Here is a 13555-nt window from a genome sequence, read left to right as displayed (position 1 = left end):
TCGAAGGGCATTAATCCTAACGGTTTGTGTATGTGCCGTGCAAACCACTAACAATTGAATAACGGCACTAACTTTCGCTGCATGGCATATACACTTTGTTATGCACCGTTTTTTAAATGATTGAAATGAAAATACTAAAACTTAGAAAAGTAAAATTGGGTAATGAATACCCCTTAATTAGAGTTACTTATAAAACCTTGTTTGGGAGCAAGCAAAGAGATGTAATAAAGAAAACTGGTATAGGTTGGAAATGGGTGGATACAGACGATTTCTGCTTAAATGATTGCTTGCTGGATAAATTTCACGAGAGCAGTGAATTTGAGTATGTGCTAAATGGTGCATAACGCTTTGGGCGTATGCTCAGTGACAACGATTAAAATTTTATGATATGGAAAAACTGTTAGACATCAAAAATAGCACTAAAGAAGAGCTATTAAATGAGTATGAGAATTGTATGAATGATTGGGGTAAATATAGCTGTGATTCATTCGGCTACTATATCCAAGCTCTTCATAGGGAAATCGTAGATCGTGGCGGATGGAGCAATAAAATTTTAAGTAAAGTTGGAATCTGAGCATTTGGTTCAAGGCATTGAGCATAAGCCATGTTGTACTCTGTGACCCCGTAAAAAGATGAAGATGGAAAAAGATATGAAGCAAATATTGATTGACTTCTTAGATGTCATTCGAGAACATCCTTCTATTCAGATTTTCGCACCTACTCAGGTGGTTGTTGATTGGCATGAGAAGGAAATCAATTGCCTTGAAGCAAAGCCCAAAGCGTTGCACTCAATGAAGTGTGACGAGAAGGTTTGCTGCTACGAGTTAAGTGATGAAGAATTTTTAAATACTAAAGTATCTGATACTTGTAAATGTAATAAAGACGAATGCAAACATGAAGGCACACGACCCTCTAGGGGTCATTGAGTGCAACGGCACTTGTATATAAAATCGTAAAATTATGGAAGATATAATAACAAAAGACAGAGAACAATTTTTACTTTCTGAAATGAAACACTTTGGCAAAAGAAGTATTGAAAGGTTCAAAAAGTATATGAAAGATATGGACACAACTTGTAAAAATTGTGGTGTTTATTATTGGAAAGGTTGTAAAAAGAGGTGTGAATGCGAATAATTTTATGTTTTATATACAATGTTATGTTCTCGTTTTAATGGAACATAACTCCCATATATCATTAACCCCTACCTAACTATCTAATAGACGGCACAATAGAATGAGTCAAAAGCTAAAATCTTCCACACATGCATTTATACAGAAAATGCGTGTTTTAAGGTACGGAGAGACAACCATAAAAGCATACTCTAAGAGTTTAGAAGATCTTTTTATTTTTTGTCAAGGCACGCCACCTGCCAAGATAACCTACAACCAGGTTGAAGCATTTCTTTACAAGAGGTATCTAGATGGTGTTTCTTGGAGTACTCAGAATGTCTACATAAATTCATTTAATCTCTGGCAAAAGTTAGCCTTTAAACAGAAGAAAAGAAATTACGATAAGTTTAGGCCAAGGAAGACTAAAACCCTACCTAAACCTATTAGCAAAGAGCAAATCAAGTCTGGGTTCAGTCAAATCAAAAACAAAAAACACTTGGCAATCTGCCAGCTTCTTTACTACTGCGGACTTAGACGAAGCGAAGTTATAAATGTGAAGTTTACTTGGTTCAACGCAGACAAGACTATCACAATATTTGGTAAGGGAGGTAAAGAAAGAAGTGTGCCTTGTGACATTATTTCCGAAAGCTTAAGTGCGTATGTAAAAGAATTTCAGCCAAAAACCTACCTGTTTAATGGACAAAAAGGAGAAAAATACACTGCGAGCAGCATCTATAGCATTGTCAATAAGTACTTTCATTGCAGCCCTCACCAATTAAGGCACTCATTTGCTACACATCTATATCTAGCCAAAACAGACCTAATCACTATTAAAGAACTACTTGGCCACGAGAAGCTAGAAACCACACAGATTTACACTAAGCTTGACATTGACACAAAAAAAGAAGCCGTCAGGGTTTTGGCAGCTTCTTGAATTTAATCTAGTTTTGTAACGTTTTGTTTGTGAATGGCCTAAACCGCTGTTTGCATCTTGGGAGGGGTAGTGTCCTCCCTTCTTTTTTGGTAAAAATCGTTAATTGCCGAATTAAAGAAGCTGTTTGATTGGTGTACACTCTTAGTAAGATTCACATGCTTATACCACCCCTCAGTAATACTTATGCTAGAATGACCCAATATTTCAGAGACAACCTCTATCGGCATACCGCTTTGAAGCATAAAAGCGCCAAACCCGTGCCTAGCAGTATGCCATGTAAGGAGGTTATATTTCTTCTCGTAAGTCTCTACCCTCTCCGATCCATCTGGATATTTGACAACTTTTATCCTCTCGTCTAGCCCAAGGCTCTTATTCATATTATTCAAACGGTCAAGAGATCTTTTAAGGCTTTGATTAGTGAATGAAGATTTTCCGCTAAAGTTATAAATCAATGGCTCTTTTGTAGGGTCTAAAACCTTACTAGGGCGCTCAGATATGATTTCTAACAATATTTCAGAGCACGGGGTAAACAAGTCTTGTTTTTTCCCCTTCTGACTCTCGTTTAAAATCCCTTTCACCTGCTTTAGTTCTCCATCAACACTAGCAGTTCTTGTAACTATATCTGAATACTTTCTATCTAATATCTCAGAAACTCTCATTCCTGTAAAGTATAGAGCAACATATAGGTTGATGTAAAACCTGTACCTATTTGGAAGCTGTTTAGCCGCCTCATAAAGCTCTATTGTTTCTTCAACCGAAAGATACACTCTTTCTTTTTCTGCTCTATCTGGAACCCTGTATCCCCTTAGTAAATCAGCCTTTCTCACATCAGGAATCTCAAGTATCTTTGAATCAACAAGGCTCCTCTTTTCTACTTTCTTTCTGTTAATAATTTTCTTAGCCTCATTTATCGCATTGATGACATAAGTTATCCTAATCTTGGCAGTCTCAAGGCTTCTCTTTTCTACCTCGTTTTTACAGATTGCAAATGCATGGTCATAATCAAAGTCAAAAGCGCTCAACTTCTTGCCTATTAGCCCCTCATACTCTTCTACTGATTTTATTGAGTACCTTATGACTTTCTCGGTATTCTTACTTCTTTTCTTCAGACTTAACAGGTCGTGAATTAAGTCCGTTAGTAAAGGGATATTTGTTTTTTCTTGGCTACTTTTTATTGACAGCTTTTTTTCAATAGCATCAAAAAACATGAGCGCTGAAGGTTGAAAACCTTCTTGTTCTACTATTGAATCTTTAAGTTCAAAAACAACATAGTCCCTGAGATCAAGCAGCTTGCTCCTGACTTTTTTATCAGCTAATGATGATGCACTGACTATTTTGCTCTTACTGTCCCAAGAAGATCTTTTTATCGTTACGCCTGTCGACCCAGACTTCCTTTCCCCAAGGTATCTCACTCGGTACATTACGTTCACAAAATCTGATTTACCTCTATGAATAAAGAACGAAAAGCTTACTTTGCCACTCATTTATTAGATATTTTATTTTGAATTTACTCGTAGTATAAAATATTATTTGCACATAATATTACACATAATTACAAAAAATGCGATCAATTTTCAAGTATTTAGTGCATAACATTAATTAACTATTATTGTTATTGAAAAAACACTTTCAAACGACTAGAAATGAAAAGTACTTTATCAATTTTTTTAATGCTCTTAGCATTTACCGCTACCAGTCAGACTGGTTGGCAGGGAAAGTTTGAGCAAATGGGCAACATGCTCCCAACCCCGAACCAATATAGGACAGGTTCTGGAGAGCCGGGACCAAGTTATTGGCAGCAGAAAGCCGACTACAAGATTAAGCTTGAGTTGGACGATGAGAACCAAAAAATCACAGGTTCTGAAGTGGTAACTTATTACAACAATTCCCCCTCGGCATTGAGGTATCTTTGGGTTCAGTTAGACCAGAACGTTAGGCAAAAAGACAACCTTTCTAGCCTTACCAGTGGCACAAGGGGTATTCCTGACAACGTAACCAGTTTAAGAACTACTCAAGCACAAAGTGCTTTGGGAGACACTGGTTTTGATGGTGGATTTAAACTAATGGCGGTTAAAGACACCAAAGGAAACGACTTAGACTATGTTGTGAACTTTACAATGATGAAGATTAACCTGCCTGAGCCATTGGAATCAGGTGACTCTTTTAGTTTTAATATCGATTGGTGGTATAACATCAATGACAGAGGCTTAATTGGAGGTCGCTCTGGTTACGAATACTTCAAAGAAGACGACAATTACCTTTATACCATCGCTCAGTTCTACCCTAGAATGGCGGTGTATGACGATTTCAACGGATGGCAAAACAAGCAATTCATTGGCTCTGGAGAGTTTGCTTTGACTTTCGGTGACTTTGAGGTAGAAATTACCGTTCCTTCAGACCACATTGTGGCATCTACAGGAGAGCTTCAAAACCCTAAAGATGTGCTTACATCTAAAGAGCTACAGCGATATGAGCGTGCTAAGGAATCTTTCGACAAACAAGTTTTTATTGTTACGGAAGACGAAGCTAAGAAAAAGGAAAAATCTAGATCTAGTAAGAAGTCTACTTGGGTCTATCATGCAGAAAACGTAAGAGACTTTGCTTTTGCCTCTTCTAGAAAGTTTATCTGGGATGCTCAAGCGGTGAAAGTTGGAGAAAAAACTCCTTTAGCCATGTCTTATTATCCTAAAGAAGGCAATCCCCTTTGGGAAAGAGAATCTACAAAGGCAGTGATCAATACATTAATCAACTATTCTGAAATGACCATTGACTACCCTTATCCTGTAGCCATTTCGGTTCATGCTGCAAGTATTGGTATGGAATACCCTATGATCTGTTTCAACTTTGGTCGCCCGAGACCTGATGGTACTTACAACGATTTTGTAAAAACCAGAATGGTATCAGTAATTGTGCACGAGGTTGGACACAACTACTTCCCTATGATCATCAATTCTGATGAGCGCCAATGGGCATGGATGGATGAAGGATTAGACTCATTTATGGAATACATGACCATGAAGCGTTTTTACCCAGACCTTCCGTACAACTCCAATACACCAGAAGCCATCATCCCATACATGAAAGGAAGCAAGGATTACATGCGACCTATCATGACTAACCCTGAGCAATCTCTACAACTAGGGCCTGAAGCATACTCAAAACCATCTGCCGCTTTAGTGGTGCTTCGCGAAGAAGTAATGGGGCCTGAGCTTTTTGATGCCGCTTTTAAAGAGTACTCTAGAAGATGGGCGTTTAAACATCCTAAACCAGCAGATTTCTTTAGAACGATGGAAGATGCTTCTGCTGTAGATCTAGATTGGTTTTGGAAAGGTTGGTTCTTTTCTACAGACAATGTAGATGTTGAGGTAGCCGATGTGAAATGGTTCAAGATTAAGGGCGAAAACAAATCTTTAGAGGGCGAAGTAAAAGCGCAAGCTGGCAACCTTGGTGGTAATAGCCAGACCAACGAAGACAACCCTTTTTACGGACAGCCGCAGGAGTTGAGCCTTAATGATGATCAGGTAAGAGGCGAGTACCGAGGTGAAATTGATAACGAAGCCATAAAACAGAGGTTTGCAGGCAAAAACGTTTATCAGATCACTTTCAAAAATAATGGTGGGCTAATCACTCCAATAACTTTGGAGTGGACCTATAAAGATGGCTCGAAGGAAATTGAAAAGATACCTGCCGAAATCTGGAGAAGAAATGAGGCAGAAGTAACTAAGCTTTTTGTAAAAGATAAAGAGGTAGACAATGTAGTGTTCGATCCATTTAAGCAATTGGGCGATGTGAACACTGAGAACAACTCTTTCCCGCAAGGAGAGTCAAGAAACTCTAGATTCGATCAGTTCAAAAAGAACTAAGAGCGGAAACATCAACCGTAACATAGAAGAGGCTGTTTCAAGAGCTAACTGTAATTTCCGACCCCGTCCAGATAAGTCAGGAGGGTATGACGAAAAGTAGCATTTGAAGCAACCTCTTTTTTTTATTGCAAATACATGATCTCAGAATTACACTAGAATGTACTAGACCTGACAAATGAATTGAAAATCTACCGTTTGTCAGAAACATTAGCCTTAGCTACTAGGCTTCGCGTTAGCTGCTTTATACTTTTTTAATGTGGACGAGAGACAACAACTAGTAGCACAGCCAGCTCACAAACTGGCCATTCCCCTTTTTCTGTTAACTGCACTGCTTTACATGGGCACTGTTGCTTTTGAATACTTTACCAACTGTTGCCATGCTTTCGATGAAACTTTCGCTTGGTTCGGTGGCTTCTATATTACTTTAGGAGTGATTTTCTTGGTAATTAAGAACCTGAAAAGTCAAGAATAGGCTATCTAATTCTTCATTCCATCATTTCCAAGTAGAAAACCTACTGGCTTCAGGATTGGGATATGATCACAGGCAATTTTTACAATACCGAAAAGAGGAATAAAGGTAACCATCCCCATTATCCCCCAAATACTTCCTCCTAATACAACTACAATGATAATAGCCACAGGGTTAAGACTCACCTTATCGCCCACCACGTACGGCTGCAGTATATAGTTTTCTACAACTTGAGCTACGCCAAACGTAATAAACACTCCTATGAAGGTTCCTAAATCTCCACCAGAAAAAGCAGCCAAAGCTAAGGCTAGAGCAAAACCGATAATATTCCCTATATAAGGAAGAAACGTGAGCACAGCAGCTATTACACTAATGAGGATGGCATGCTTTACGCCAGAAATGGCTAGGCCGGCAGAATACAGAATAGCGAGAAAAAGAATCAGCAAAAACTTACCAACTAAGTACCCCTGAGAAAGCTTTACCGACTCTTCAATCATATTCTGAGCTTTCTCTTGTTCACCTTCAGCTACAAACTTGAGCAAGGACTTCTTAAGCATTCTTCGATAAAAGAGTAAAAAGAACAGATATATGAGTGTAAGAAATGCTAAAGAGAGAAAGTCAAAAAAACTGAGTAATGCTTGCCCTGCAGATTTTATAACCGAAGAGTTTTTGAGCATTTCTTCCTTCTTATCCTCTTTCTTGGAAGACTCTGCCCCTTCATCAGAAAAGATATCGAACAGATTGGTTTCGTTGAAAGTAGACATGCCAGTTTTTTCTGCCAACCAATCTTGAGCATTGCCCACTTTAGGTTTCATTTGTTCTTCTATCTCTGGCCAGTCGGAAGCTATACTACTCACTTGAAGGCTAAGTAGAAAGAACATGCCCACAAAGAATAAAGCAGCAATAGATATAGAAGTAAGTGATGACAAACCTCTATTCAGCCCCAACTTTTCTAGCTTGTTGGCTAGTGGCGAAAACATCATGGTCAATAACATAGCCATAGTTAGAGGCGCCAAGAAAGATTTGGCGGAGACTAACCCCTCGATTAGAAAGTATACTCCAACAATTAAGGCGAACGCTACAAAAAGTGATTTTTGTCCTTTAGAAAAGCTCATGGTTAAAAAATGGTCTACCTATAATTGACCTTTGAAAAGGCATTTTGTTTGAATAGATCAGAGGACTTTCGAAACTAAACTACAAAAAACAATAGCCAGTGATGGCTGGCTATTGCTTTTTGTCGGGATGACAGGATTTGAACCTGCGACCACTCGCCCCCCAGACGAGTACGCTACCGGACTGCGCCACATCCCGAAGAGGGGTACAATTATACCTTTTTGGATGAGATTTTTAACTAATACCTACCACCTAGCTCTTTTTCCTCTTACATCTACATGGATAAAACCGCTGTGACGTCCGTTCTCTTTATAGAAGCCTAGTCCACCGACAAGGTTTGAAAACTAAATCGTACTACAATTGAGGGCTAAAGTCTATTCATCTTTTAAAACTTTAACAGGATTAGTTTTTGCAGTCTTCAAAGTTTGAAAAACAACTACTAAAAAAGTTATCCCAACTAAGGAGAAAACAGCAATTAAGTATTGAATTGGAGATTGTTGTGTTCTGTAGGCAAAAGAATCTAACCATAAATCCACACCCCAAATTGCTATAGGAATAGCCACGGCTACAGCTATTGAAACGAGTTTACCAAAATAGCTTGTCACTAAGAGAATAACCGAATTTATTGATGCTCCATACACCTTTCGGATTCCAATCTCCTTCATTCTCTGCTGATTAGTATGTCTCACGATACCAATAAGACCAATACAGGCTAAAAGAATACTCATAATGGTATAGGCCAAAATAACTTTACTAAGTTTAGTTTCTCTCTCAACTAGCTGGCCAAAGGAACTCTCTAAATAAACCGGTTCGAAAGGCGTACCATCTGCAATTTGGTCCCACTGAGCCCTAATTCTAGAAACTGCTTCTTTTTCATTTCCTTCAGCCATTCTAACCATCAAAATTCTAGGCCATGTTGGTTGATAGATCATGATAAGAGGCTCTATTTCGTTCATAAAACTCTGCCAATGAAAGTTTTTAACTACTCCGACAATTGGTCTGCCATTTTGGCCCAGCGTTTTTTTACCTACCACTTCATCTAAACCTAACTGATCCCTGGCCGCTTCATTTATAATAAGAGCTGCGGAGTCTGTTGGTATGCTTCTATCAAAGTTCCTACCTTCCACAATGGTCATGTTCATGGTCTCAATTAGGCGGTCATCAATATAGTTTGACTGACCTCGGGCTGAAAGTGTATCACCTTCATGGATAATAGTTAGACCTCCTGCGTTGTAAGTACCTAAAAACTCATAGAGTACTTTCCCGGTAGAGACTACCAATGGCTCAGTATCTAATTTTTCTGCAAACGTATTGAAATCGTTCCAGCTCATATTTGAAGGTCTGGTGATGGATATGGTTGAGGCCTTTTCATACCCTAAATCTTTATTTTCTACATAGCTTAGCTGTTTTAAAAACATAAGACTACCAACAGCCATAACAGCCGTAAGCACAAACTGTAAAACTACCAACGCATTTCTACCACCCAAAAACGGTGTTTTACCTGTTGAGAACTTACCTTTTAAAATATCTGTGGTCTTGAATAGTATAGCTTTCGTAGAGACATATATACCAGAAATTACGCCTAACAATATGCCAGACAAAACCAAAATGAATATGGTAATTGGGTTATTGAGCAAGCTTAAATCACTAGCATAAACACCTACTATGAAAGGACTTTTCAGTATAACTTCGGCCAAAACCAAGGCAACAAGAGCACTGATCACACTAATAGAAAGCGACTCCAGCAACATTCTTTTCATTATACCCTTGTTGGAAGAGCCCAATGTTTTACGTACACCAAACTCTTTTGCTCTAGAAAACGATTTGGAGATATAGAGAATAGAAAAATTAACAGATGATATTAGAAGCACTACTAAACCTACTGCTATTAAGACTTTAGTAAACAACTCATTACCCGGCTGCCCTGGCTCAAAAAGATTATCGGCATTATAGTGAATATCATTAAGCTGCTGAACAGGGAACTCCAAATTGAAACTACCCCCAAAGTCTGCCGCGTATATAGGGTTGGCAGTTTCGTTAAGCTTTTCTGTTAGAAATGCAGCATCGTAAACGTTGTTAGTTTTAAAGAAAACATGGACAGGAAACCCAGCTCTCATGCTACTCATATTTTCCCAGCCCGGATTAGAAGAGCCAGAAATGAGCAGATTGAATTGTATAAAAGAATTAGAAGGAATCTTTTCGGTAACTCCCGTAATTTTTAAAGTCTTGTTCTCACCTACCTCTCCTGGATATTCTATGATGATGGTTTCTCCTAAAACATCTTTTCTACCGAAAAACCTTTGTGCATATTCTTCGCTAAGTATAATACTATTCGGTTCTGCTAGAGCCACACTAGCGTCTCCCTGGGCCAAAGGATAAGATAGAACATCCAAAAAATCGGCATCAGTATAAAACCCTTGCCGCTGAGGGATATCGAATTTCACACCGTTGACATTGAAGACTTGACTTGCCTGAATAGTTTGAAACTTTGTAGCCACTTCAACTTCTGGTAGCTTTTCTTCCAAAATAATAGGCAAATGACCATTGGTAATGGCCCACTTTACTTCCTGATTACCCCTCTTAAAATAAGTGGTGGCCCTATAGATCTTGTCATGATCGGCCAAAGAAGTATCGTAATCTCTCTCATGATTAATTACAGTTAGAATTACACCAAAGCCAGAAAGACCAACAATTAACAACAAGAAGAATAAAAGAGAGGAATATTTATCCTTCCACAGACCTCTAAATATGATTTTGAATAACATGATAGATTGAGTTTTGATGAAACTAAAGAGTATTGACCAACTTCGCCTGTTCTATTTTGCTAAAAAATCATAAATCATAATGAAATTTCTACCAATAGTACATTCCGACTATGAATGGTACTAAAAAGACGGTTTTGCGAAGTTCTAGTTCTTAATTACCATCACCCCTAAAGCTTATTTAATTTACATAAGTATAAAATATTTGGAATTCAGACTTTATATTATTTACATTTATATAAAATATAAGTTATGAAAGGAGACTCCTTAGGAGAGTTTGAAGAATTGGTGTTACTGGCTACCTGTTCATTGGGAGAAGAAGCCTATGCCAATACTATTAAGGATGAAGTTGAAACACATAGCCAACGCACTTATAATCTAAGTGCTATTCATGCTGCCCTCTACAGGTTAGAAGACAAAGGCTTTCTCAGCTCCCATTTGGGTGACCCTACTCAAAAGCGGGGCGGTAAACGTAAACGTATTTTTCAGCCTACCTCTTATGGAATTAAGAGCTTGAAAAAGAACAGGGAAATGCGTGAATCGCTCTGGCAAAACATTCCAGCCTCCACCTTAAACCTAGCCAAGTGATGCACCAACCTCCTAAAGCTCCCCTAAAGCTTTTTAGATGGTTCTGCTCTAGCGAACGGGTTGAAGAAATTGAGGGCGACTTATTCGAAGCCTACCAAGATTGGCGTGAAACCAAAAGCAAGCTAAACTCCAATTGGCTTTACTGGTGGACGGTTATCCGATCGTTTAGATTCTACCTTATGAAAAAACACACATCCAACCCCAGTATGTTTTTGCTTATGCTAAGGCACTTTATCAAAACTGCTTTTAGAGGTTCACTCAAGCATAAGTCTCATACTTTCATCAACCTTTCGGGGCTAAGCATTGGCATTGCCACTAGCCTAATGTTAGCCATGTTCATTGTTGATGAAGTTAGAATGGATTATGACTTGAAAGACAAAGAGCTAATCTATCGGGTTGAAAGCTACAACGCCCTGAGGTCACAAGAGGGCTTTAATGGCCGGGTTCACACTGGCCTAGGGCCTACTTTGGTTGAAATGATTCCGGAGATCACTCATCAGACTAGAATGGGTAAACTCAACTGGACGGTGATGATTGAGGAAGATGAGAAAAGAAGCTTCTTTCAGGAAGAGTTTATTCTAACAGACTCAACTTTCTTCGAGTTCTTTCCTCTGGAGTTTATTCACGGGAGCGAAAAACAGGTACTAACCAAAGTAGGAGATGCAGTGCTTACAGAGTCGCTTGCTTTAAAGCTTTATGGCACTACCGATGTTGTTGGAAAGGAACTCAACACCACCACACGACACAATCAACAATACTTTGTTAAAGGAGTGGTAAAGAACCCAAAACCTCATTCAAGTATTCAATTCAATATTCTTATATTCAAAGATACTCACCTAGACAATATTCGGTTTCCGCTTTCCGTACGTTCGGCCACGTATATCAAGGTTCTCCGTTCTGTTTCGCCAAAATTACTAGAAGCCAAAATCAACAAGACGATAAAGCCTATAGTTTCCGGAAAAACCATGAAGGCCACCACTTTCAAACTGTCTTCATTTCATGATGCTAAATACGACAAACACACTGATGACACCATAATTGAGGCCCGTGACAAACAGATGTCTGCTGTTTTTGCAATGGTCGCTGTTTTTATTCTGGTTTTGGCTATCATTAATTACACTAACCTCACCGCGGCCAGGGCTTTGCAAAGAGGTCAAGAGGCGGGAATCAGAAAAATTATTGGAGCAGGCCGAAAAAGCTTCTTTTTTCAGTTTGTTACAGAGTCTACTCTAATGTGCTTTTCATCACTAGCGGTTGCTCTTCTGCTTACTGCTTCTCTCCTACCCTCCTTCGAACAGGCTATCAACCGACCACTGCTATTTAATTATTGGGTCGACCCGTGGTTCTGGGGAATAGTCATTTCTGCCATCATCTTACTTTCAACTATTGCTGGAATTTACCCCGCCATATTAGTTTCCCGATTTAGGTTCTCTGAGTTTATCAAAGGCAATATTGCCAACTCAACCAAAGGGGCTCTTCTGAGGAAAAGCTTGGTTATTTTTCAGTTTGCAGTGGCCATAATTATGATTGTTAGTGCCACGGTGGTGAAAGATCAAATCGATTTCATCATTAACAAAAAGCTGACCTATAAACCAGAGCAGGTCATCTTAGTGGAAAATACTGTTTCCAAAAACCTTGGTCTTTTCAGAGATCAGCTCAGCCGTATTCCCGATGTAAACTTAGCGTCAGTTACAACAAGCCCTCCTGGCGGAAGTTCACATAGGGTGAGCAGTGATAGAAATGTATTTGGACAAGCCATTTACCAACATAATATAGATCACAATTATGCTGAGCTTCTCAATTTTGAATTCATTAGCGGAGAAAACTTTAACCCAGAAAAACCCTCTATAAACGAAGAGGAAGTCATCATTAACGAAACATTAGCAAAGCTCATCCAATCCGTGAACCCTAAGAATGTGAATGAACCATTGGCCGAAACTTATCAATTCACTGTTGAGCCGGTCAAGATAAAGGGAATCATAAAAGACATTCACATGGAGTCTCTCTATGAATCAGTTAAACCAATGATTTTTGCTTATGAGCCATCGAATGGTTTTAATGTGTCTCGGGTTTTAATTGAAATCCGCACGGACCAAATACAGGAGACCATTTCAGCCATTGAAGACTTATGGACTGAAGTTATTCCTGATCAAGGTTTCAACTTTCAGTTTTTGGACTCGCGCTTTGAAAAGCTCTATACCTCTGAAATTAGATTGGGCAAAATCATGAGTATCTTCACCTCTATAGCCATTCTGATTTCTTGCATGGGGCTTTATGGACTAATAATGTTCTCCATTCAATCGAAAACCAAGGAAGTTGGCATTAGAAAAGTAATGGGCGCTTCGGTTTCTCAAATCGTCATGCTCTTCAATAAGCAAGTTTTCTGGTTAATTGGCTTAGCTGTTTTAGTAGCCATTCCAATTGCCTACTGGACTATGAATAGCTGGCTCAATGGATTTGCATATCATATAGACATCTCAACCTTGACCATCATTTTGACCATTTGCTCTAGTTTTGTACTGGCCTTTTTAACGGTGTTCTTCAAATCATACGGAGCAGCCAATGCTAATCCGGTGGATGTCTTAAGGAGTGAGTAATAGTGATTCTAAAACAAGTTCAGAATGAAGAATTCATGAAATGCAAAAAGTCTATTTTTTGTCTAAGAAGTGTATTGGATTATATCGCTACGCTCATGATATCTCGGGGGACCTCGTGA

The 13555-nt window shown here is 38.8% G+C and carries 12 protein-coding genes, 1 tRNA gene and 1 pseudogene; 10 read left to right on the top strand and 4 right to left on the bottom strand.

The genetic code is table 11. The features are described 5' to 3' along the window. The first annotated feature begins 125 nt into the window (after nt 1-125). The 5 genes from AWW68_RS12100 to AWW68_RS12085 all read left to right on the top strand — a co-directional run bounded on the left by AWW68_RS12100 (nt 126) and on the right by AWW68_RS12085 (nt 2044). Nucleotides 126-344, top strand: a complete 219-nt coding sequence (locus AWW68_RS12100) for a hypothetical protein (RefSeq protein ID WP_157717629.1) — start codon at nt 126-128, stop codon at nt 342-344. Between the two features lie 44 nt (nt 345-388). Beyond that, complete coding sequence (locus tag AWW68_RS12095; protein WP_068221376.1) at nt 389-574, top strand: hypothetical protein; 186 nt, start codon at nt 389-391, stop codon at nt 572-574. A gap of 64 nt (nt 575-638) precedes the next feature. Further along, nucleotides 639-926, top strand: coding sequence for a hypothetical protein (locus AWW68_RS12090; RefSeq protein WP_157717628.1), 288 nt, complete (start codon nt 639-641; stop codon nt 924-926). Nucleotides 927-960: 34 nt separating this feature from the next. Next, the gene (locus AWW68_RS20105) at nt 961-1134 is read left to right on the top strand and encodes a hypothetical protein (RefSeq protein WP_157717627.1); all 174 of its coding nucleotides are present in this window, start codon (nt 961-963) and stop codon (nt 1132-1134) included. Nucleotides 1135-1234: 100 nt separating this feature from the next. Beyond that, nucleotides 1235-2044, top strand: a complete 810-nt coding sequence (locus AWW68_RS12085) for a tyrosine-type recombinase/integrase (protein WP_084375672.1) — start codon at nt 1235-1237, stop codon at nt 2042-2044. Between the two features lie 38 nt (nt 2045-2082). On the opposite strand, the gene AWW68_RS12080 is transcribed toward AWW68_RS12085, so the two are convergent. Beyond that, nucleotides 2083-3528 carry a tyrosine-type recombinase/integrase gene (locus AWW68_RS12080; protein WP_068221370.1) on the bottom strand — a complete coding sequence of 482 codons (1446 nt, stop codon included), beginning with the start codon at nt 3526-3528 and terminating at the stop codon, nt 2083-2085. Between the two features lie 159 nt (nt 3529-3687). Between AWW68_RS12080 and AWW68_RS12075 the strand changes: the two genes are divergently transcribed. Together AWW68_RS12075 and AWW68_RS12070 are read left to right on the top strand one after the other, a co-directional pair. After that, on the top strand, nt 3688-5907 hold the full coding sequence (locus tag AWW68_RS12075; RefSeq protein ID WP_068221368.1) for a M1 family metallopeptidase: 2220 nt from the start codon (nt 3688-3690) through the stop codon (nt 5905-5907). Between the two features lie 256 nt (nt 5908-6163). Next, nucleotides 6164-6379, top strand: a complete 216-nt coding sequence (locus AWW68_RS12070; protein ID WP_068221367.1) for a hypothetical protein — start codon at nt 6164-6166, stop codon at nt 6377-6379. A gap of 5 nt (nt 6380-6384) precedes the next feature. Here AWW68_RS12070 and AWW68_RS12065 read toward each other — a convergent pair whose 3' ends face one another. The 3 genes from AWW68_RS12065 to AWW68_RS12055 all read right to left on the bottom strand — a co-directional run bounded on the left by AWW68_RS12065 (nt 6385) and on the right by AWW68_RS12055 (nt 10254). Then, nucleotides 6385-7491, bottom strand: a complete 1107-nt coding sequence (locus AWW68_RS12065) for an AI-2E family transporter (RefSeq protein ID WP_068221365.1) — start codon at nt 7489-7491, stop codon at nt 6385-6387. Between the two features lie 122 nt (nt 7492-7613). Continuing rightward, nucleotides 7614-7687: transfer RNA gene (locus tag AWW68_RS12060), tRNA-Pro, on the bottom strand. A 176-nt stretch (nt 7688-7863) separates the two neighbouring features. Beyond that, the gene (locus AWW68_RS12055; protein WP_068221363.1) at nt 7864-10254 is read right to left on the bottom strand and encodes an ABC transporter permease; all 2391 of its coding nucleotides are present in this window, start codon (nt 10252-10254) and stop codon (nt 7864-7866) included. A 249-nt stretch (nt 10255-10503) separates the two neighbouring features. Here AWW68_RS12055 and AWW68_RS12050 point away from each other — a divergent pair, with 249 nt between their 5' ends. From AWW68_RS12050 to AWW68_RS12045, 3 genes and pseudogenes are all read left to right on the top strand, one after another. Continuing rightward, nucleotides 10504-10839: a PadR family transcriptional regulator gene (locus tag AWW68_RS12050; RefSeq protein WP_068221361.1), complete on the top strand. Its 336-nt coding sequence runs from the start codon at nt 10504-10506 to the stop codon at nt 10837-10839. Continuing rightward, nucleotides 10839-11018: pseudogene (locus AWW68_RS20485) on the top strand (permease prefix domain 2-containing transporter); the annotation flags it as partial. The gene AWW68_RS12050 and the pseudogene AWW68_RS20485, both read left to right, overlap by 1 nt. Beyond that, nucleotides 11019-13436, top strand: coding sequence for an ABC transporter permease (locus AWW68_RS12045; protein WP_245660233.1), 2418 nt, complete (start codon nt 11019-11021; stop codon nt 13434-13436). Nucleotides 13437-13555 lie beyond the last annotated feature (119 nt).

It is taken from the genome of Roseivirga spongicola (assembly GCF_001592965.1).
GTDB classification, from domain to species: domain Bacteria; phylum Bacteroidota; class Bacteroidia; order Cytophagales; family Cyclobacteriaceae; genus Roseivirga; species Roseivirga spongicola.
This window is presented reverse-complemented; position numbering and strand designations above follow the sequence as displayed.

What these genes read in the sequence shown, in the direction of transcription:
- AWW68_RS12100 (WP_157717629.1), top strand. Translation starts at nt 126, where the DNA reads ATGAAAATACTAAAACTTAGAAAAGTAAAATTGGGTAATGAATACCCC.
- AWW68_RS12095 (WP_068221376.1), top strand. Translation starts at nt 389, where the DNA reads ATGGAAAAACTGTTAGACATCAAAAATAGCACTAAAGAAGAGCTATTA.
- AWW68_RS12090 (WP_157717628.1), top strand. Translation starts at nt 639, where the DNA reads ATGGAAAAAGATATGAAGCAAATATTGATTGACTTCTTAGATGTCATT.
- AWW68_RS20105 (WP_157717627.1), top strand. Translation starts at nt 961, where the DNA reads ATGGAAGATATAATAACAAAAGACAGAGAACAATTTTTACTTTCTGAA.
- AWW68_RS12085 (WP_084375672.1), top strand. Translation starts at nt 1,235, where the DNA reads ATGAGTCAAAAGCTAAAATCTTCCACACATGCATTTATACAGAAAATG.
- AWW68_RS12080 (WP_068221370.1), bottom strand. Translation starts at nt 3,528, where the DNA reads ATGAGTGGCAAAGTAAGCTTTTCGTTCTTTATTCATAGAGGTAAATCA.
- AWW68_RS12075 (WP_068221368.1), top strand. Translation starts at nt 3,688, where the DNA reads ATGAAAAGTACTTTATCAATTTTTTTAATGCTCTTAGCATTTACCGCT.
- AWW68_RS12065 (WP_068221365.1), bottom strand. Translation starts at nt 7,491, where the DNA reads ATGAGCTTTTCTAAAGGACAAAAATCACTTTTTGTAGCGTTCGCCTTA.
- AWW68_RS12055 (WP_068221363.1), bottom strand. Translation starts at nt 10,254, where the DNA reads ATGTTATTCAAAATCATATTTAGAGGTCTGTGGAAGGATAAATATTCC.
- AWW68_RS12050 (WP_068221361.1), top strand. Translation starts at nt 10,504, where the DNA reads ATGAAAGGAGACTCCTTAGGAGAGTTTGAAGAATTGGTGTTACTGGCT.
- AWW68_RS12045 (WP_245660233.1), top strand. Translation starts at nt 11,019, where the DNA reads ATGAAAAAACACACATCCAACCCCAGTATGTTTTTGCTTATGCTAAGG.